The organism is Collinsella sp. AM34-10 (assembly GCF_003469185.1).
GTDB lineage: Bacteria > Actinomycetota > Coriobacteriia > Coriobacteriales > Coriobacteriaceae > Collinsella.
In genome coordinates this window covers 415,923-435,259 of sequence record NZ_QSIL01000001.1, presented here as the reverse complement: position 1 = coordinate 435,259, position 19,337 = coordinate 415,923, and the positions used below count along the sequence as shown (strand labels likewise).

The window sequence follows — 19,337 nt, the reverse complement described above, 5'->3', positions numbered from 1 at the left end:
TAGGACTGATTTACTCGGCCTTGGGCTCGGCGGCCATCTCGGCCTCGGAGACCAGCTCCTTACCGGAGCCAGCGAGGCAGGCGTCGGCCATGAGCTCGCACATAAGGGTGACTGCGGAGATGGCGTCATCGTTGCAGGGGATGCCGTACTCGACCTCGTCGGGATCGGAGTTGGTGTCGATCAGGGCGACGACGGGGATGTTCAGGCGCTGGGCCTCCTTGATGGCGTTCTCCTCGCGCTTGGTGTCGATGACGAAGAGAGCCTGGGGCAGACCCTTCATGTCGCGGGCGCCACCGAGGTTGGTCTGGAGCTTAGCGAGCTCCTTGCCGAGCACTGCCTGCTCCTTCTTGGGCAGCACTGCCATGCGACCGTCCTCGACCATGGCCTCGAGCTCCTCCATGCGGTTGATGCGGGAGCGGATGGTGACGAAGTTGGTCAGCATGCCGCCGAGCCAACGCTGGTTGATGTAAGGCATGTTGGCGCGCTCAGCGGCGTTCTTAACGGCCTCCTGAGCCTGCTTCTTGGTGCCGACGAACAGCACGTTGCCGCCCTTGGCAACGTTCTTGACGAAGGTGTAGGCCTGGTCGGCGTCAAGGATGGTCTGCTTGAGGTCGAGGATGTAGATGCCGTTGCGCTCACCGAAGATGAACGGCTTCATCTTGGGGTTCCAGCGACGGGTCTGGTGACCGAAGTGGCAGCCGGCCTCGAGCAGGGTGCGGATATTAATCTTGGTAGCCATATTAAACCTCCTGTGGTTTGCCTCCGCGCGGGGTCATCCTCCAAAACCAACCCGGACATGTGCTACCAAAGCCCGGGCACCACGGTATGAAGTAGCCGCGCGTGCGTGATAAAAACCTGTTGCCGTGAAGCAACCCGATGAATGATAGCAGGATTGCCTCTTCCTGCCAACCCGCAATCAAAACCACACACCTCGGTGCGCGCGGGAGGCCCTTCTCCTACTCGCCGCGGGGGTGTGCCTGACTCACGGCGCGCTTTAGTCGGTCGGGCGTGAGGTGCGTATAGATCTGCGTCGTGGACAAGCTCGCATGCCCCAGCAGCTCCTGAACCGAGCGCAGATCCGCGCCGCCCTCGAGCAGGTCGGTCGCAAAGGTGTGGCGCATCGCATGCGGGGCGATGTCGGCAGGAATGCCGGCAAGTGCCGCAAGCATGTGGAACCGCCTTCTGAGCATGGCGGCACTCATGCGGTTTCCGCGCGCCGAGATAAACAGCGGATGCGCGCCGTTCGCACCGTCGTTACGCTTTGCCTGTGCAAGGAGCTGCGGCCTCCCTTCCTCAATATAGCGGCGGGTAGCCTCGAGAGCGCGCCGATACAGGGGCACGATACGCTCCTTGCTCCCCTTGCCCCAAAGTCGCAGCGTTCGCTCGGACCAACCAATAGACTCCACGTTGAGCGCCGCGAGCTCCGAGATTCGCGCGCCGGAGGCATAGAGCAGCTCGAGCATCGCCGCATCGCGCAGCCCCGCAGGCGTCGAGGTGTCGGGGGCCTTGAGCAACGACTCGACTTGCCGGGTCGTCAGCACACCGGGAAGATCGCGCGGCAGCTTGGGCGAGGATATCGCCGAGACCGCATCGCCCTCAACGATTCCCTCGGCAGCCATCCACCGATAGAGCGAGCGAATAGCAGACAGGTGTGCCGCAAGGGTCCGAGCCGCCACCTGGCCACGCGACAGCTCGGCCAAATAGGAGCGAACGGTCCGCACGTCGGCGGCGCGAGCGTCGATGCCCTCGCGGTCGCACCACGCGGCGAAGCGCTCGAGCCGCGAGGCGTAGGCGGTTACCGTATTGGGGGCAAGCCCTTCGACACGTGCAATGTAGGCAATGAACGAGTCGACGGCATCGTACAGGTCAAAAGCTATGACCTCTCGCCTCCAAACAGATCGGAGCGCGTTTCCAGATAGGCGTCCAGGGCCTTGAGGGCGCGATCCGCGTAGGCCTGGTAACGATCGCGCTTGCTGCGACGCTTACCGTCCTCGAGCGGCGGAACAAGGCCAAAGTTGACGTGCATGGGTTGATAGCCCACCGTAGCCGGATCGGTCGCATACCCCACGAGCGCGCCCAGGGCGCCCACGCGCGGCAGCTCGACGCCCGCGGCACCGATAGCCTCGGCATAGGTGTTGAGCGCGGCGAGCAGACCCGTCGCCACGGCCTCCATGTACCCCTCGGTACCGGTGATCTGGCCGGCAAGACGCACGCTCGTGCCGGGAACGGCAAAGGTGCCGTCGAGCACGTGCGGAGCATCGACAAAGGTGTTGCGGTGCATGACGCCGTAGCGGAAGAACTCGGCGTTCTCCAGGCCGGGAACCATATGGAAGACGCGCTTCTGTTCGCCGAAGGTCAGGTTGGTCTGGAAGCCAACCAGGTTATAGGCGGTCTTCTCCTTGTTCTCGGCGCGCAGCTGAATTGCCGCCCAGGGACGACGACCGGTGCGCGGGTCGGTGAGCCCGACGGGCTTCATAGCGCCAAAGCGGATGGCATCCTTGCCCGTGCGCGCAACCTCCTCGGCAGGCTGACAGGCCTGGAACAGGTCCCCGCCCTCAAAATCCTTGAGCACCACGCGATCGGCCGTGGTGAGCGCCTCGATAAAGACCTCGTACTCTTCCTTGTTAAGCGGGGCATTCAGATAGTCGCCACTCCCCTGCTCCTCGTAGCGCGACTGCGAGAACAGCACGTCCATATCGAGCGTCGAGGCATCGACAATCGGGGCGGCCGCGTCAAAGAACGCCAGGGCGTCACCACCGACAAGCTTCATGACCTCCTCGCTCAATGCCGGCGAGCACAAGGGACCCGCGGCGATAACCACATGACCCTCGGGGATCTGGGTGACCTCACCGTGGGCGACCTCGATATTGGGGCGGGCGGCAACCTCGGCCTCGACGAGCTCGGAAAACTTGACGCGGTCGACCGCCAGGGCGCCGCCAGCGGGAACGGCCGCACGATGAGCACAGTCGAGCAGCACCGAACCCATGCGCTCGAGCTCGGCCTTCAGCAGACCGGCGGCGGAATCGGGACGGGTCGACTTAAATGAATTGGAGCAGACGAGCTCCGCCAAGTGATCGGTATGGTGGGCAGGAGAGCTTACCTGCGGGCGCATCTCGCACAGCTTTACGGCGAACCCGCGATCTGCCAGCTGAATCGCGCATTCCGATCCCGCTAGACCGCCACCGATAACCGTCACCTGATCAAACAGCATCTGCAAACACCTTTCTAATTGACACGTTTTCCATTGTGACCGAAGGGCGTCTGGGCGTGAAGGGCAAACTTGGAGGGCGCATACCTTCCATCCATCATGCGCTCGATGAGGCCCTCGAGCTCGAGCGAGCCCAGGAGCTTGAGCACACCGACGGCATCAAGGGAGACGAGTGTGGCGATGTCTTCAACCTTGAGCGGCGAGGCGATGAGGGCATGCATCACGGCCTGCTGTGTGGGGTCCAGATCCGCGATACCGGGCGCATCGGGACGCGAATAGCGCAGGGTACCGTAGATTCGAGAGATGGCCATCTCGATGGACTCCTCGTCAATAATGCAGCAGGCCCCGTTGGCAATGAGATAGTTGGTCCCGCGCGACTCGGGCGACAAAATGGAGCCCGGTACCGCAAGCAGTTCGCGCCCCAGGTCCATGGCGGCCTCCGCCGTCGAGAACGTGCCCGAAGGCATGCCGGCCTCCGACACGAAGAGTGCCTGCGAAAGCGCGGCAATCACCCGGTTACGCCGCGGAAAGGCAAACTTACGCGGCCCCATGCCCCAAGGCGAGATGGACACGACCGCACCGCCCGTATCGATCGTGCGCGCGATAAGCCCCGCACTCGAACGCGGGTAGACCACGTCGGCGCCCGTACCCAAAACCAAGACGTGCCTGCCCCCGGCGTTGACCGCGGCCCAACCCGAGGCCTGGTCGCAGCCGACCGCACCGCCCGAGACCACCGTCACCCCCGCCTCGACCGCAACTTTCGCGGCCAGCTCTGCCACGGCAAGACCGTACGGCGAGGCCTTGCGCGCACCGATAATCGAGAGCGCCGGCGTCGAGAGCACCTCCGGGTCGCCACGGACGAACAACGTCTGCGGCACATCGGAAAGTTCCAGAACAGTAGCGGGAAACAGCCCATCACCGGGATGCAGTTCGTAGCGGACCTCACCCATCACTGATCCCTCCTTCCCTGATACATCGCGGCCTCGAGCACGTGGTCTTGCGTCACCCGCTCGCTTTCTGCGACATCGGCAATCGTGCGTGCGATGCGAACCAGACGCACGATGCCGCGTCCCGTGAGATGCGTGCGCTTCGACAGGCCGAGCACGCACGTTTCCGCCGCCTGATCAAGCGCAAAGGTCGATACAACACCATCGATAGAGCGGGGCTCGGCATCCTCGGCCTCGGAGTCTGCATCGTCCATATGGGTCTCGCGCCAGGCACGAAAAGCCCGACCGCGGACAACGTAGTCGCGCAGCTCGGCCGACGACATACCCTCGGCGCCCTCGATAATCACCTGCGGATCGGGGCGGGTCACGTCGAGCATCAGGTCGATGCGGTCGGCCAAGGGACCGCGCAGCTTGGACCGATAGCGCTCGACCATCGATGCCGAGCAACGACACGGAACCTCGCGATCGCCCAAAAAACCGCAGGGGCAGGGATTGCTCGCCGCAAGCAGCTGAAAGCGCGAGGGAAACGTGAAGGCGCCGTCGACGCGCACGATCCTGACATAGCCGCGCTCGATAGGCTGACGAAGCGTCTGCAGCACACCGGTGGGAAACTCGGCAAGCTCGTCCAAAAAGAGCACGCCGCCATGGGCAAGGCTGATCTCGCCCGGATGCACCGGGCGCCCTCCGCCAATAAGGCCCGCTGTCGAAATGCTGTGATGGGGGCTTCGAAACGGCCGATGCCCCGCAAGCAGGCCATCGATGTTCTCACCCAAGACCGAATGAATGCACAGCGCCTCCTGCTGATCCTCGACGGAAAGCTCGGGCAAGATACCCGTCATGCGGCGCGCAAGCATGGTCTTGCCCGATCCCGGAGACCCAATCATAAGCAAGCCCAGCTCCCCTGCCGCCGCAAGCGCTATGCCGCGCTTGGCGACCTCCTGCCCCAACACGTCGGCATAATCGAGCTCGGGCTCAAAGGTGGCCTCGAGCACTTCAGAATCCAGATAGTGCCGAGCTGCCTCGCCCATACCGCGGGCAAGCTGCGACAGATGATCGATAAAACCGCAATCGACCCCCGCGAGCGGAACATGCTGGTCGGACCTGCCGGCGATAAAAGACAGCCCCATGTCGCGAGCCAGCAGCTGGAACGCCACTTCGCCCTTGACGGGAAGCACCGTGCCATCCAAGCCGAGCTCGCCGGCAATGAGGCAGCGGTCGAGATTGTCGCGTGGAATCTGACCGTCGGCCGCAAGCACCGCAATGGCTATCGGCAGGTCAAAGCCGCTACCGGTCTTTCGGATATCGCCCGGCGCCAGATTGACCGTAATGCCCGAGCGCGGGATCTCGAATCCGGCAGAGCGCATCGCGCAGCGAATGCGCCCACGCGACTCCATGACCTCCATACTCGGGATGCCGAGCATCTGGATGCCCGGGATGCCGCCCGCAAGCGAAACCTCGACCGTGACGGGAATCGCCTCAACGCCGCGGATACAGGCTGCGTGAACGGCAAACGTCTCGAACGCCATCACGACACCTGCCAATCGAACGCATTGTACTGGTGCTCGATCTCGGCGATATGCCCGCCGCGAATGGTGACGCCCACGGCATCGAAGCGGATCGCCTTGAGCGGATAATGCTCCATGAGATAACAACTCGCGATGCGACGATAGCGCCGCTGCTTTTGGGCGTTCACCGCTTCCTCGGGAAACACCCGCGTATCGCAATCCAGCGCAACACGCCTGGTCTTGACCTCGGCCATCACCACCACATCGTCGAGCTCATCGAGCAGCACCAGGTCGGCCTCGCCCTCCGAGCATCGATAGCCTTGTTCCAGCAATGCATAGCCGCGCTCGTTAAAGTAATCGATTGCGATAAGCTCGCCCAGCATACCGAGCTCGCGAGGACTGAGCCCCTTGATAAACTCGGGCGTGATCGACCCGCAATCGAGCTCCCCCTCTTCCCAACGCTCCTTGAGCTGCTGCGTCTTGCTCATTTTGGCTGCGGCACACATGGGGTCTCCTTTCCCACTTCCTGCATTGCCTCGATAATGAGGGCAGGTTTCATGCGGGTAAGTACCGGAAGCAAACCAAAAACCAACCAAATGCCGACAAATGAGGGGCCGCGCGCAACAATAGCGTTGCACACGGCCCCTACCAGCAGGTTTATGGAGCCCTTAAGGTCCCAGTCTTCACAATTGGCCTAAAAAAGGCGCTCAGTCTGCAGAAAGTTTCCGCAAAAGCTCACACGGTGCAGCGGACAAAGTCCATGTTTGCGAATCGCCTCGATGTGCTCGGGGCTTGCGTAGCCCTTCGACTCGGCCAAATGGTACTCGGGATATTCGGCATCGTACTCGACCATCATCTCGTCACGCGTGACCTTTGCCATGATGGATGCCGCGGCGATACAGGCGATCTTGGCATCGCCCTTGACCACGTCGCGCTCGTGGGGCACGGCGCCCAGGGGGTTACCGTCCATAAGCACGCAATCGGGCTCAAGCCCCGTATCTGCCACCGCACCCGCGACAGCGGCTCGAATGGCGCGGGCCATGCCCATCTCATCGATATCCGCAGGAGCGATATGGCAAAAGCCGATAGCAGTCGCCACCTCGGCAATCTTCACCGAAAGCAGCTCGCGGCGCGCCGGCGTGAGCTTTTTGGAATCGTTGATGCCCCAGATGCGCGGCTCCATCGGAAGACACACGGCACACACGGTCAGGGGACCCGCTATCGAGCCACGGCCCACCTCGTCGACGCCCACGACCACGCCATCACCGCCGAGCTCATGCATAAGCTCGTACATGCCGTTGACGCGCTCGCGTTCGGCAAGTTCCTTGGCATGGCGCTTAAGGGCACGTTCGCAAGCCTTGATCACCTGCTGGCGCGGATCCTCGCGATAATGCTCCACGAGGGCGGGAATCTCCTCGAACGTGGCGCTCGCCAGCTCGCCGGCAACCTGCGATGCCGAAACCGAGCTCGTCATATTGGCCATACCAGGCCCTCCTTGCATGCAAATCAGATAAAAAGAAGGGCCACCCGAAGGTGGCCCTTGTGTCCAAACGAGTGGACGGACGCTGCGATCTTCTTAGCGCTTCTCGGGGATGCGAGCAGCCTTGCCCACCTTGTCGCGGAGGTAGTACAGCTTGGCGCGACGGACGCGACCATGACGAACGACCTCGAGCTTGGCGATCTTGGGGCTGTGAAGCGGGAAGGTACGCTCAACACCGACACCGAAGGAAATCTTGCGGACGGTGAAGGTCTCGCGGGCACCGGCGCCGGCCATGCGGATGACGTCGCCCTGGAAGACCTGGATGCGCTCGCGGTCGCCTTCCTTAATGCGGTAGTGAACCTTGACGTTGTCGGCGACGCGAACCTGAGGAATGTCCTCGCGGATCTGCTGACGCTCGATTGCGCGGATGTAATCCATGTGCAATTCCTTACTCTTCTAGAGGTGCCGTTCCACCTAGGCCGGCACGTAGTTGAACAAACGTATTCGAGTATACACGCGCGGGTTTCTGCTGCAAGAACAATTTTTTACGCAGACAAAAAGACAAAACCCGCACATGATAACCGCCCGCCTCACGAATGAGACGGGCGGCGTGAAGGGGGCTACGCTAGGCGCCCAAACCCAAAACGTTAGGCGGAACGCTTGGCCTCGAGCTTGGCCTGGGCGGCAGCCAGGCGCGCGAGGGGCACGCGATAGGGCGAACAGGACACGTAGTCCACGTCGGCCACGTTAAACAGGGCCTTGATGGACTTGGGGTCGCCGCCGTGCTCGCCGCACACGCCAAAGTGCATGTCGGGGTTGGTGGCGCGACCTTTCTCGACGGCCATGCGCACGAGCTCCAGCACCGCCGAGTCGATGGTCTCGAAGGGGTTGTCCTTCAAGATCTTCTTGTGCAGGTACAGCGGGATGAACTTGGCCTCGGCGTCGTCGCGCGAGAAACCGAAGGTCGTCTGGGTAAGGTCGTTGGTACCAAAGCAGAAGAAGTCGGCGTGCTGCGCGATCTCGTCGGCAACCATGCAGGCACGCGGCAGCTCGAGCATCGTGCCCACGGGAATATTGAGCTCGACGCCCTCCTCGGCGGAAACCTCGGCGATCACGCGCTCGATGACCTCGCGAGTCTGAACGTGCTCGGCCGTAATGGAAACGAGCGGAACCATGATCTCGGGGCGCGGGTCGACGCCCTCCTTGATAAGGCGGGCAGCAGCCGTGGCCACTGCGCGAACCTGCATGAGCGGCAGATCGCTAAAGACGACGGACAGGCGCACACCGCGCAGGCCGAGCATCGGGTTGGACTCGACCATGCCGTCGATACGACGCAGACGGGTGCGCAGAGCGGCAAGCTCTTCCTCGTTGGCGCCAGCGGCTTCCTTCTTGGTGATGGCGACCTCGAGCTCACGCGGATTATCCAGGAACTCGTGCAGCGGCGGATCGAGCAGGCGAACGACCACATCGCGACCGGACATGGTCTTGAACATCGCCAGGAAGTCCTCGGTCTGAACCTTGAGCAGGTCGGCGAGGGCCTGCTGCTTCACGGCCTCATCATCGGACAAGATAAAGCTCTGGATGATGTTCTTGCGGTCGCCCAGGAACATGTGCTCGGTGCGGCACAGGCCAATAGCCTCGGCACCAAACTCGAGCGCGAGCTCGGCATCCTCGGGATTGTCAGCGTTGACGCGCACATGGTTGGCGTGGCCGACGGTCTCGTCCAGGCGAATCTCGTCGGCCCAGGACAGGATGGTGTCCAGGTCGCCGGTGAGCTCGGCCGAAACCAGATCAACGGCGCCGTCGACGACGATACCCTGGGTGCCGTCGATGGAGATGACATCGCCCTCGTGCAGCACACGATCGCTGCCTTCGATGCGTACAACCTTCTCAGCCGCGTCAATGTGGAAGCGCTCGACGCCGCAGACGCAGGGTGTGCCCATACCGCGAGCGATAACGGCGGCATGACTCGTCTTGCCACCGTGGCTGGTCAGGATGCCCTCGGCGGCAACCATGCCCTTCAAATCGTCGGGGTTGGTCTCCCAGCGAACCAAAATGACCTTGCGGCCCTCGTTGGCGCGCGCGACGGCATCGTCGCTCGAGAACACGACCTCGCCCACGGCGGCACCAGGGCTGGCGTTAAGACCGCTGGCCAGAGCCTCGTACTTCTTGGAGGCATCAAACTGCGGGTGCAGGAGCTGGTCGAGCTGCGCGGGATCGATACGGGCCACGGCCTCCTCGCGGGTGATCAGGCCCTCCTCGACCATTTCGATGGCGATACGCAGGGCGGCGGTGGCGGTGCGCTTGCCCACGCGCGTCTGGAGCATCCAGAGCTTGCCCTGCTCGATGGTGAACTCGATATCGCACATATCGCGGTAATGATCCTCGAGCGTCAGGAAAACGCGCTCGAGCTCCTCGCCCGCGGACTCGAGGCCCGGGGTGGTCTTGAGGTCGGCGATGGGCTCGGTGTTGCGGATGCCAGCAACAACGTCCTCGCCCTGGGCATTAACCAAAAAGTCACCGTAGAACTCCTTGGTGCCGTCGGCCGGGTTGCGCGTAAAGGCGACGCCGGTCGCAGAGGTCTCCCCCTTGTTGCCAAACGCCATGGCCTGCACGTTGACGGCGGTGCCGAGCTCGTCGGAAATGCCGTGCTGCTTGCGGTAGATGCAGGCGCGATCATTCATCCAGCTGCCAAAGACGGCCTGGATGGCAAGGCGCAGCTGGAGCTCCGGATCGTGCGGGAAGACGGGCTTGCCGTCGACGACCTCGAGCTCGGGATACAGGTCGGCCTCGACGTTCTCGGAGAAAATGCTCTTAAAGGTCTCGACGAGCTCCTGCAGGTCTTCGGCCGAAAGCTCGGAATCGACGCGAACGCCGGCGACCAGGCGTGCCTGGGTCAGCGCGTTCTCGAACAGGTCGGCGTCAACACCCATAACGACGTTGGAGAACATCTGGATAAAGCGGCGGTAGCTATCCCAGGCAAAACGCGGGTTTTGCGTCTGAGCAATGAGGCCCTGAACGGAGTCGTCGTTGAGGCCCAAGTTGAGGACCGTATCCATCATGCCGGGCATGGAGAACGGGGCGCCCGAGCGAACCGACACGAGCAGCGGATCGGAGGCGTCGCCGAGCTTCTTGCCGCAGCGGGCCTCGAGGTCGGCCTCGGCGGCAACGATCTCATCGAGTGCGCCTTCGGGCCAGACGTTGCCGGCGCCGGAGTACTCGACACAGGTCTGGCAGGTAATGGTAAAGCCACCGGGAACCGGCAGACCGATGCGGCTCATCTCGGCAAGGTTTGCGCCCTTGCCGCCAAGCACGAAGTTCATGGACTTGTCGCCCTCAGTGACACAGGTGCCCTGGGTGTCGGTTCCAAAACGGTAAACCCTCTTGCAATCGCTCACGATACTTCCCCTTCTATGCGCTCTCGCGCACGACCGTGGTGACGAATCGACCCGCCGGATGCGGGCCGTGAGGGAACTATACGGCGGACGTTGAGCGGGCTTGCGTAGAGGGTGCGGGGTTTGGTAAACGAGGTAAATGTGGCGGTAAACGGTAGGTAAAGGTGGTCACATTATGAAGATACCAATGCAAGAGAATTGCAGGTCAAATGCAAGTTCTTTGCTAAATCGCTTTACCAATATCGTGCATTATTTATAGGTAGTCTTTTTAAGACGGTGCATTTTTAGCTACCCCAAAGAGTTAGCTTTGCTGGGCTCGGCGGGCGGCGCGGCGGGCACGGGCTTCTTGGATTTCCTCCAGGTGACCGATGATCTCGGAGGCACTCTCCTCGATCGCCTTGCCGTCGGTGCGCACCACAAAGCAGCCCAGACGCTTCATAAGGGCGCGGGCTTCCTCGAGCTCGCTGCGCACACTCTCGGGCTCGACATAGGAGCCGGCAACGGCGCGAGCATAGTCATCGCCCAAGCGGCTATCGCGAATTTCAGAAATAACGTCGACGGTCGAAATCAGGCCGAACAACCGCATCGGGTCGACCTCGTAAATTGACTTCGGCGGCTCCATGCCATGGGCCAAAGGAACATTGGCAACCTTGTAACCCTGATAGGCCAAATACATCGACAGCGGCGTCTTGGACGTACGCGACACACCCAGCAGCACGATATCGGCACCCGACAGATCGTCGCAACCGCGCCCGTCGTCGTGCTCAACGAAATACTCCATGGCCTCGATGCGATGGAAATAGCGGTCATCGGTCTTGTGAATCACGCCCGCGACGCCCTTGGGCGGCACACCGATGAGCGACGACAGCACGGCGAGCGCTGGGCCGATCAGGTCAACCGAACGAATATGCAGCATGCCCAGGTAATCGAGCACGCGGGCGCGAAGCGCCGGATCGACAATGGTGTGGAACACGGCAATATCGCGATGGTCCGCATCGACGCGCGGGCCCACAAACGACTTGACCTGCTCCACCGAGTTCACCTTGGGCAGGCGCAAGAGACGAAAAGCCCCTTCATCAAATTGCCCGGACGCCGCAAGCACCACCTCACAAGCGGTATCGCCGAGAGAGTCGGAGATAACGATAACGGTGGGACGAACGGCGACCGGGCAATCCATGCGGGGCTCCTTTTGCGCTTACGCGCAGGCTGGCTTACTTTTGCGGGCAAGCTCACCGATGTTGGCGATGCCGGAGAAAACGGCCTCGAAGCGGTTGAGCAGCTTAAGGCGATTATCGCGAAGCTGCTCGTCCTTGTCCATGACCATAACCTCGTCGAAGAAGCGGTCGATGGGGGCACGCAGGGCGGCAAGGGCGGCAAATGCGGCCGGGTAATCCTCGGCAGCAAGGGCGTCATCGACAGCGGCCTGAGCAGCCTCGGAGGCGTCGGCGAGCGCGAGCTCGACCTCGCCCATCAGGCTGCGGTCGTACTCCGCACCCAGCTCGGGCTTGGAGATGTGCGCAGCGCGGGCATAGGCGGTAGCCAGGTTATCGAAGGTCTCGGCATCGTTCTTGCGAGCCTCGTCGAGCGCGGCGCAGCGGGCGAAGAAGACGGACGGAGCGATGATGTGCACCGCGGAAACGGCGGCGACGGTGTCGGCAGGAATCTTCTCGTCGCGGGCCATGCTCACCAGGCGGCCATGGAAGAAGTCACGGACCTGTTGGGCGACCTCGGCGGAGTCGAACTCAATGCCTTGCTCGCTATAGAGCTCAAGGGCAAAGTCAATCAGCGACGTGGGGTCAATCGGCAGACGATCGCGCAGGATGTTGATGATGCCGATAGCGGCACGACGCAGCGCATACGGGTCGGACGAGCCGGTCGGGGGCTCGCCGATGGCAAAAATACCGGCAATGGTATCGAGCTTGTCGGCACAGGCCACGATGCAGCCAGCGGTGCCCTCGGGCAGCTCATCGCCGGCGAAGCGGGGACGATAATGATCGCGAATGGCGTGGGCGACCTCGTCGTTCTCCCCCATCGCGATAGCGTAGTAACCGCCCATCACGCCCTGCTGGCTCGTGAACTCGACGACGGCGTTGGATACCAGGTCTGCCTTGCACAGGTGCGCAGCGCGAGCAGCGTCTGCAGCAAGGTGGGCGCCCAGATGGGCCTCACGGGCGATGGCGAGCGCGAGCTGCTCAATACGCTCGGACTTGGCGAGCACGCTACCGAGCTTCTCCTGGAAGGCAACCTTGGCCAGACGCTCACGGAACTCATCGAGGGAGATCTTCAGGTCCTCCTCGTAGAAGAACTTTGCGTCGTCCAGACGGGCGCGCACGACGCGCTCGTTGCCGTCGATCACGCGCTCGGCATTCTCGGGTTTGCTGTTGGAAACGACCACGAACTCACGCGTGAGCCTGCCCTCGCCGTCATATATCGGGAAGTAGCGCTGGTTGGTGAGCATAGACTCGCAGATGATCTCGTGCGGGACCTTGAGGAACTCCTCGTCGAAGGTACCGACGAGCACCGTCGGCCACTCGCAAAGGTTGATGACCTCCTCAAAGACCTTCTTGGGCGTGTCGACATGGCAGCCGGGGCGAGCGGCCTCGACCTCGGCGATACCGGCAAGGATGGCCTCACGACGACGCTCGGCAGAGAGCACGCCGGCGTCCTCGAGCACCTGCTCGTAGACGGCGGGGCTGGCGACCACATGGTCACCGGGGCCCAGAACGCGATGTCCGCGCGTGGTGTTGCCACTCGTCACATCGGCAAAGGACACGGGCACGACATCCTCGCCCAAAAGGCAGCAGATCCAACGGACCGGACGAACAAACGTAGCGTGCTCGTGGCCCCAGCGCTGGCTGCGGTAGTTGGGCCACTGCAGGCCGGCGATGGTCTTCTCGCACAGAGCCGTCAGGATCGGGGCGGCCGGTGCGGAGGGAATGTTCTTCTCGGCGAACACGTACTCGCGGCCGTCGGTGTCCTCGCGACGGACCAGGTCCTCGGCAGCCACACCGCACTTGCGGGCAAAGCCCTGGGCGGCCTTGGTGGCGTTACCGTCGGCATCAAAGGCAATGTTTGCCGCGGGGCCGCGCTTGACCTCATGGACCTCATCGGTCGCAGTGGCGACGTTGGCCACGAGCGCAGCCAGTCGACGCGGGCTCGAGATCACGCGGACCTCGCCATGGGCCAGACCGGCCTCGTCGAGACCCTTGGCGATCATGGTGCCGAGCTGCTTGACGGCATTGTTCAGCGGTGCGGAGGGCATTTCCTCCGTACCGATTTCAAACAGGAAATCCTTAGCGTCTGCCATGGCTTACGCCACCTCGCCTTCCTGATCGGCATTCTCGTTGACTCCGGCGACCTCGGCCATATAGGCCTCGCAGCACGCCTTGGCGACGGCGCGGACGCGCAAGATGTAGTTGGCACGCTCGACCGCAGACAGTGCGCCGCGGGCATCGAGCAGGTTGAAAGCATGGCTGCACTTCATGACGCAGTCGTAAGCGGGCAGCGGCAGCTTGCGCTCAAGGCAGGAGTGGCACTCGGCCTCGTAGTCGTCAAACTTCTGACGCATCATCTCGACGTTGGCGACCTCAAAGTTGTAGGCACTAAACTCGCGCTCGTTCTCCAGGAACACGTCGCCATAAGTCATCGGCGTGCCGTCGGGCAGATAGCTCCACACCAGGTCATAGACGGAGTTGACGCCCTGGGCGTACATGGCGATACGCTCCAGGCCATAGGTGATCTCGACGGGCACGGGGTCGACCTCGATGCCGCCCACCTGCTGGAAGTACGTGAACTGCGTAACCTCCATGCCGTTGAGCCAGACCTCCCAGCCAAGGCCCCAGGCGCCCAGGGTCGGGCTCTCCCAGTCGTCCTCGACAAAACGGACGTCATGGTCGTTGGGGTCCAGGCCAATGGCAGCAAGAGACCCCAGGTAAAGCTCCTGGGCGTTGACCGGCGACGGCTTGATGAGCACCTGGAACTGATAGTAGTGCTGCATGCGGTTGGGGTTCTCGCCGTAGCGGCCGTCGGCGGGACGGCGGCAAGGCTGAGCGTAGCAGGTGCGCCACTCGGCGGGACCGAGCGAGCGCAGCGTGGTCGCGGTGTGGAAGGTACCGGCACCGACCTCGGAGTCATAGGGCTGCATAATGACGCAGCCCTGCTCGCCCCAGTACTGCTGGAGGCGCAGGATGATGTCTTGGAAGGAAAGCGATGAAGCGTTCATGCCTCTAATATCCCCTCGTCGAAACGATTACACGGTTAGGTACTGTACTATAGCGGTTTTTAGTCGATAGCGCCGATGCGGTTGAGCGGCCAGTAGCGCACAAGCGCCACGGCGATCAAATCAGAGCGATCGACGGGACCAAAGTAGCGTGAGTCGGCAGAGTTTTCGCGGTTGTCGCCCATCACCCACACGCACCCGTCGGGAACGGTGTAGGGATAGCTTACCTGAGCGCCGGGAGCCTGGACCGAAAGCGGCCAGCTCATGCCGGTCGTGTAGTCCTCGTCGAGCGCCTGGCCGTCAACGACCACCTTGCCGTCCCGAAGGTCGACCGTCTGGCCGGCCGTGGCAATAACACGCTTGACGAGAACATCGTGCTCGGAGGTGCCATCGGGGTTGTGGAACACCACGATATCGCCTTGGCTGACGGGCTGGCCGAGTTCAAGGCTCACCTTTTGCGCCAGGATCTGGTCGCCGATCTCGATCGTGGACTCCATGGAGCCGGTGGGCACCACAAAGGGTTCGACCACAAACGAGCGAATCAGGAAGGTGGCGACCAGTGCGATCGCGACGACCACGATCCACTCAAACGCACCCTTTAGCACGGAATGCTGCGATGGAACCATTCTCACTCCTTGCTCTGCGAATACGATGCGTCCAGGATGTCCTGCGCGTATGCGCGCTCCTCGGGCGTGAGCCGCGCCGTCTCGATCAGGTCGGGACGCCAGCGGCAGGTGCGCTCGATGGCATTCTTACGGCGCCAGGCGTCAACCTTGGCATGATCGCCGCTCACGAGCACCGGCGGCACGCCCTCGCCGTTGAACTCGGCGGGGCGAGTATACTGCGCGTACTCGAGCAGGCCACCGTCCTCGGCAGTCGAGAACGACTCATCGACGTTACTCATCTCGTCACCAAGGGCGCCGGGAATCAGACGCACGACGGCGTCGGCAACGACCATAGCGGGAAGCTCGCCGCCCGTAAGCACGTAGTCGCCGATCGATAGGCGCTCGTCGGCATACGCATACGCGCGCTCGTCGACACCCTCGTATCGACTGCATACAAACAGCAGGCGCTCGCTTTTGAGCAGGCGCTCGGCCACATGCTGCGTAAAGGGTTCGCCGCAGGGCGTAAAGAACACCACGGTGGGCTTGGGACCCTCAGAGCTAATAGCCTCGATGGCCTCGGCGATGGGCTCGACCTTCATGAGCATGCCCTGCCCGCCGCCGTACGGCTCGTCATCGACGGTACGATGGCGGTCGTGCGTCCAGTCGCGCAGGTTATAGGCCTTAAAATCAAAAAGGCCGGCCTTGCGGGCGCGGCCCAAGATCGATGTGGACATGACGGGCTCAAACATCTCGGGAAAGACCGAAAGGGTCTCAATCAGCATGTTGTCCTCCCTACTTGTCCATATCAATCAAACCGTCCATAACGTGGACGGAAATTGTCCCCTGATCGGGAAGATCGAGCACAACCTGCTCGATCACGGGAATCAGCACCTCGCCGTACCGATCGCCCTCGACAACCCAAACATCGTTGGCGGGAGTCGACATGATCTCGACAATCGTGCCGAGCAAGCCAAAGCGCTCGTCGACCACCTCGCGACCCATCAGGTCGGTATAGGCGGCATCGAGCGAATCGAGCTCAAAATCGTCACGGTTTGCCAGCACGTAGCATCCGGTGATGCCCTCGGCGGCCGTCAAGTCGTCTATGCCCTCAAACGAGACCAGATCGCCATCGCCCGTATCGATGACGGATACGACCGTGCAAAAACGGTCGCGCTTGAGCGCCGGTGGCGTCAAGGCGACGCGCATACCCGGCGTCAATACAGAAGGAAGCCCCCGCAGCGGCTGCGCGAGGACCTCCCCCTTCCTTCCGTGCGGCTTGACCACACGGGCGATGTTTTTGTACTGGGACCTCAAGGTCCTAGCCCAGAACCTCTACCTCGACTGCAGTGTCGAGGCGAGCGGCCAGTGCACGGGCGAGCGTGCGAATGGCCTTGATGGTACGGCCACGACGGCCGATGACCTTAGCGACGTCATCCTCGGCAACCGAAACCTCAATCGTGGAGGCGTCGTCACCATCGATGACCTCAAGGCTCACGGAATCCGGGTCGTCGACGATCTGAACAACGAGATATTCGACGAGATCGGCGATGCGATCTGAGAGCATTGCCTCACCCTCGAGCTGTGCAGCGTCAACCTCAGGCACGATTTACTCCTCGGCGCCCTCAGCGGCCTCAGCGGCAGCCTTAGCGGCCTCGGCCTCTTTGGCGAGCTGCTTCTTGGACTTCTTGACGACGGTCTCGGTCTTCTCGCCCTCGTTGGCGGCCTTGACCAGAGCAGCGACAGCGTCGGTGAGCTGAGCGCCCTTGGACTGCCAGTCAGCGATCTTCTCGAGATCGAGGTTGATGGTCTTGGGGGCGGTCATCGGGTTGTAGCGGCCAACCTCCTCGATGATACGACCGTCACGCGGGGCGCGGGAATCGGCGACGACGACACGGTAGTACGGACGCTTCTTAGCGCCGTGACGAGCAAGGCGAATCTTGACTGCCAAAGGAAACTCCTCCAACCAAGCAGCTTTAGGCTGCAACTACAAACAAACAGTTGAACATAATACGCCATCGACGCGGGCAGGTGAAGTCCGTGAGACCAACTTCTTCGGTGTAGTCGAAGGCAAATCCATATCTTAGACAAGAATTCGCGATTTGCAAGCACATCCACGCACCCCACATGAGCTGCGCGGTATACTCATGCCATGAAAAGACGCGAACATACATACGGTTATGAGGATGCTGCGGGCGTCACGCCTCCGCCCTGGACGGGACCGGCGGTGGGCCTCATGGATCTCGATGCGTTTTTTGCGAGCGTGGAGATGCTCGACCATCCCGAGTGGCGCGGCAAGCCGCTCATCGTGGGCGGCGATGCCGATTCCCACGGCGTCGTGTCCACCTGCTCATACGAGGCACGTCGCTTTGGCGTGCACTCTGCCATGCCCTCGGCCGAGGCACGGCGCCTCTGTCCGCAGGCCATTTGGACGCATGGGCATTTCGATCGCTACCACGAGGTCAGCGCTCAGGTCATGGCGATTCTCGCCGACGAGACCCCGCGCGTTGAGCGCGTATCCATCGACGAGGCCTTTATCGACATCACGCCAGGTCGCTTTGCACCCGAGGACCCGCTGCTGGTTGCACGGCGCATCAGTGATCGTGTGGCGGCGCTGGGGGTGACCTGCTCCATTGGCGTGGGCTGTAACAAGACGGTCGCAAAGATCGCAAGCGAGCGGGACAAGCCATTTGGGCTGACCATCGTGCGCCCCGGAACCGAGCAGCGCTTTTTGGCAGCGCTGCCGGTATCTGCCATGAGCGGCATCGGGCGCTCGGCAGAAGAGCGACTGCGCCGCATGCGCATCTACACGCTCGGCGAGCTATCCCGCGCACCGAAATCCACCTTGGCCTCTATTTTTGGCATCAACGGCGAACGCATGCGCCAGCGTGCGCTGGGACTCGAACTCTCCGAAGTCACGAGCCTCGATGAAGAGCGCGAGGTCAAGTCGGTCAGCAATGAACGCACCTTTGCGAAAGATTTAACTGAGCGTGGGGACATCGAAGCGGCGATTGCGCTATTGGGAGAGTCAGTGGGACGCCGTCTGCGCCGTCAGGGACTAACGGGCGCCACGGTGACGCTCAAACTCAAGTATTCGTATGGAAGCGGTCGCTCGGCACAGCGCCGGCTGCCCCATCCGACCGACGATGAGAACATCTTCGTGGCAGTGGCGCTCGAACTGCTCGACAACATCTGGCAGGAAGGGATGCATGTGCGCCTGGCGGGCGTCGGCATGAGCGACTTCGACCATCAGGGCGGTATCCAGACCGACCTGTTCTGCGAAATCGACGACCGCGGAGCCCAATCCAGCGACCGTCGCGACCTCTCGGTCGCCATCGACGCCGTCCGAGACAAGTTCGGCGACACCGCTCTCTCCTTCGGCCGCCAATCCCGCTTCAACGATTAGTCCCTTAGACAAAAAGAAAGCCGGGCAGCTGCGAATGATGCAGCTGCCCGGCGAACGGTAAAGGTTAGCTAAAAAGCCCGTCCCAAATGAACTACTAAAGGAGGTCAAGGGAAAGCTGGGGGGCGTCACCCCAGAGCTTTTCGAGGCGGTAGAACTCGCGCGCCTCGGGAGTGAAGACGTGGACGACAACCGAACCGTAGTCCATGAGCATCCAGGTCTTCTGCTCGCGGCCCTCGATGGAGAACGGATGCTCGCCGCAAGCCTCGGCGACCTTCTCCTCGATCTCGTCAACGATGGAATCGACCTGGCGGTTGTTGGTGCCGGTAGCGATGACAAAGTAGTCGCACACATCAGAAAGCTCAGTCAGGTCGAGCACCTGAACGTCCTCGCCTTTCTTGTCGTAGGCGGCCTGCGCGGCGGCGCGGGCGACATCCTCGGCGGCGACACCGCTCGCGGACAGCGAGGCGGCAGTGCGGTCGGGCGTGGCAACGAAACTCTTGTGCTCCACGCTTTCAAGAATCTGCTCGTCGGTCATGGTCTCGTCGGCCATGGAATACCTCTTTCTAGACAGCCCG

The 19,337-nt window shown here is 62.2% G+C and carries 19 protein-coding genes; 1 reads left to right on the top strand and 18 read right to left on the bottom strand.

Going from position 1 to position 19,337, the window contains the following annotated elements; translation table 11 throughout:
- Positions 1–10: 10 nt before the first annotated feature.
- The 17 genes from rpsB to rpsP all read right to left on the bottom strand — a co-directional run bounded on the left by rpsB (position 11) and on the right by rpsP (position 17,307).
- On the bottom strand, positions 11–739 hold the full coding sequence (gene rpsB, locus DW823_RS01830) for a 30S ribosomal protein S2 (RefSeq protein ID WP_118079835.1): 729 nt from the start codon (positions 737–739) through the stop codon (positions 11–13).
- Positions 740–956: 217 nt separating this feature from the next.
- Positions 957–1,865, bottom strand: coding sequence for a tyrosine recombinase (locus DW823_RS01825; RefSeq protein ID WP_369831681.1), 909 nt, complete (start codon positions 1,863–1,865; stop codon positions 957–959).
- 8 nt (positions 1,866–1,873) lie between these two features.
- Entirely contained in the window at positions 1,874–3,211 is a 1,338-nt protein-coding gene (gene trmFO, locus DW823_RS01820; protein WP_118079831.1) for a methylenetetrahydrofolate--tRNA-(uracil(54)-C(5))-methyltransferase (FADH(2)-oxidizing) TrmFO, read from the bottom strand.
- A gap of 14 nt (positions 3,212–3,225) precedes the next feature.
- Positions 3,226–4,158, bottom strand: coding sequence for a DNA-processing protein DprA (locus DW823_RS01815; RefSeq protein WP_118079829.1), 933 nt, complete (start codon positions 4,156–4,158; stop codon positions 3,226–3,228).
- On the bottom strand, positions 4,158–5,681 hold the full coding sequence (locus DW823_RS01810; protein WP_118079827.1) for a YifB family Mg chelatase-like AAA ATPase: 1,524 nt from the start codon (positions 5,679–5,681) through the stop codon (positions 4,158–4,160). The genes DW823_RS01815 and DW823_RS01810 overlap by 1 nt, the downstream gene beginning before the upstream one ends.
- Positions 5,681–6,166, bottom strand: a complete 486-nt coding sequence (locus DW823_RS01805) for a YraN family protein (RefSeq protein ID WP_117820567.1) — start codon at positions 6,164–6,166, stop codon at positions 5,681–5,683. The genes DW823_RS01810 and DW823_RS01805 overlap by 1 nt, the downstream gene beginning before the upstream one ends.
- 188 nt (positions 6,167–6,354) lie before the next feature.
- Positions 6,355–7,143, bottom strand: coding sequence for a ribonuclease HII (locus DW823_RS01800; RefSeq protein ID WP_118079824.1), 789 nt, complete (start codon positions 7,141–7,143; stop codon positions 6,355–6,357).
- Between the two features lie 93 nt (positions 7,144–7,236).
- Positions 7,237–7,578 (bottom strand): 50S ribosomal protein L19, encoded by a 342-nt coding sequence (gene rplS, locus DW823_RS01795; protein ID WP_117583231.1) that lies wholly within the window; start codon positions 7,576–7,578, stop codon positions 7,237–7,239.
- Positions 7,579–7,787: 209 nt separating this feature from the next.
- A complete protein-coding gene (gene ppdK, locus DW823_RS01790) occupies positions 7,788–10,538 on the bottom strand; it encodes a pyruvate, phosphate dikinase (protein ID WP_118079822.1) in 2,751 nt (916 codons plus the stop codon).
- Positions 10,539–10,836: 298 nt separating this feature from the next.
- Positions 10,837–11,712, bottom strand: a complete 876-nt coding sequence (locus tag DW823_RS01785) for a pyruvate, water dikinase regulatory protein (RefSeq protein ID WP_117820564.1) — start codon at positions 11,710–11,712, stop codon at positions 10,837–10,839.
- An 18-nt stretch (positions 11,713–11,730) separates the two neighbouring features.
- On the bottom strand, positions 11,731–13,842 hold the full coding sequence (glyS, locus tag DW823_RS01780; protein ID WP_118079819.1) for a glycine--tRNA ligase subunit beta: 2,112 nt from the start codon (positions 13,840–13,842) through the stop codon (positions 11,731–11,733).
- Between the two features lie 3 nt (positions 13,843–13,845).
- Positions 13,846–14,757, bottom strand: a complete 912-nt coding sequence (locus DW823_RS01775) for a glycine--tRNA ligase subunit alpha (protein WP_006236091.1) — start codon at positions 14,755–14,757, stop codon at positions 13,846–13,848.
- A gap of 59 nt (positions 14,758–14,816) precedes the next feature.
- Positions 14,817–15,380, bottom strand: a complete 564-nt coding sequence (gene lepB / locus DW823_RS01770) for a signal peptidase I (protein ID WP_118079817.1) — start codon at positions 15,378–15,380, stop codon at positions 14,817–14,819.
- Positions 15,381–15,382: 2 nt separating this feature from the next.
- A complete protein-coding gene (gene trmD, locus DW823_RS01765; RefSeq protein ID WP_006236088.1) occupies positions 15,383–16,141 on the bottom strand; it encodes a tRNA (guanosine(37)-N1)-methyltransferase TrmD in 759 nt (252 codons plus the stop codon).
- Between the two features lie 10 nt (positions 16,142–16,151).
- A complete protein-coding gene (gene rimM / locus DW823_RS01760) occupies positions 16,152–16,643 on the bottom strand; it encodes a ribosome maturation factor RimM (protein ID WP_233542960.1) in 492 nt (163 codons plus the stop codon).
- A 34-nt stretch (positions 16,644–16,677) separates the two neighbouring features.
- On the bottom strand, positions 16,678–16,923 hold the full coding sequence (locus DW823_RS01755) for a KH domain-containing protein (protein WP_171021534.1): 246 nt from the start codon (positions 16,921–16,923) through the stop codon (positions 16,678–16,680).
- Positions 16,924–16,965: 42 nt separating this feature from the next.
- Positions 16,966–17,307, bottom strand: a complete 342-nt coding sequence (gene rpsP / locus DW823_RS01750) for a 30S ribosomal protein S16 (RefSeq protein ID WP_022094749.1) — start codon at positions 17,305–17,307, stop codon at positions 16,966–16,968.
- 201 nt (positions 17,308–17,508) lie between these two features.
- Between rpsP and dinB the strand changes: the two genes are divergently transcribed.
- Complete coding sequence (dinB, locus tag DW823_RS01745; RefSeq protein WP_118079812.1) at positions 17,509–18,762, top strand: DNA polymerase IV; 1,254 nt, start codon at positions 17,509–17,511, stop codon at positions 18,760–18,762.
- Positions 18,763–18,856: 94 nt separating this feature from the next.
- Here the strand turns inward: dinB and rsfS are convergent, their stop codons facing one another.
- Entirely contained in the window at positions 18,857–19,312 is a 456-nt protein-coding gene (gene rsfS / locus DW823_RS01740; RefSeq protein WP_118079809.1) for a ribosome silencing factor, read from the bottom strand.
- Positions 19,313–19,337: the final 25 nt, after the last annotated feature.

Bases quoted from the DNA above. Each gene is read 5' to 3' on its own strand.
- rpsB (WP_118079835.1), bottom strand. From the start codon at position 739: ATGGCTACCAAGATTAATATCCGCACCCTGCTCGAGGCCGGCTGCCAC.
- trmFO (WP_118079831.1), bottom strand. From the start codon at position 3,211: ATGCTGTTTGATCAGGTGACGGTTATCGGTGGCGGTCTAGCGGGATCG.
- DW823_RS01815 (WP_118079829.1), bottom strand. From the start codon at position 4,158: ATGGGTGAGGTCCGCTACGAACTGCATCCCGGTGATGGGCTGTTTCCC.
- DW823_RS01810 (WP_118079827.1), bottom strand. From the start codon at position 5,681: ATGGCGTTCGAGACGTTTGCCGTTCACGCAGCCTGTATCCGCGGCGTT.
- DW823_RS01805 (WP_117820567.1), bottom strand. From the start codon at position 6,166: ATGTGTGCCGCAGCCAAAATGAGCAAGACGCAGCAGCTCAAGGAGCGT.
- DW823_RS01800 (WP_118079824.1), bottom strand. From the start codon at position 7,143: ATGGCCAATATGACGAGCTCGGTTTCGGCATCGCAGGTTGCCGGCGAG.
- rplS (WP_117583231.1), bottom strand. From the start codon at position 7,578: ATGGATTACATCCGCGCAATCGAGCGTCAGCAGATCCGCGAGGACATT.
- DW823_RS01785 (WP_117820564.1), bottom strand. From the start codon at position 11,712: ATGGATTGCCCGGTCGCCGTTCGTCCCACCGTTATCGTTATCTCCGAC.
- glyS (WP_118079819.1), bottom strand. From the start codon at position 13,842: ATGGCAGACGCTAAGGATTTCCTGTTTGAAATCGGTACGGAGGAAATG.
- DW823_RS01775 (WP_006236091.1), bottom strand. From the start codon at position 14,757: ATGAACGCTTCATCGCTTTCCTTCCAAGACATCATCCTGCGCCTCCAG.
- lepB (WP_118079817.1), bottom strand. From the start codon at position 15,380: ATGGTTCCATCGCAGCATTCCGTGCTAAAGGGTGCGTTTGAGTGGATC.
- trmD (WP_006236088.1), bottom strand. From the start codon at position 16,141: ATGCTGATTGAGACCCTTTCGGTCTTTCCCGAGATGTTTGAGCCCGTC.
- DW823_RS01755 (WP_171021534.1), bottom strand. From the start codon at position 16,923: ATGCTCTCAGATCGCATCGCCGATCTCGTCGAATATCTCGTTGTTCAG.
- dinB (WP_118079812.1), top strand. From the start codon at position 17,509: ATGAAAAGACGCGAACATACATACGGTTATGAGGATGCTGCGGGCGTC.
- rsfS (WP_118079809.1), bottom strand. From the start codon at position 19,312: ATGGCCGACGAGACCATGACCGACGAGCAGATTCTTGAAAGCGTGGAG.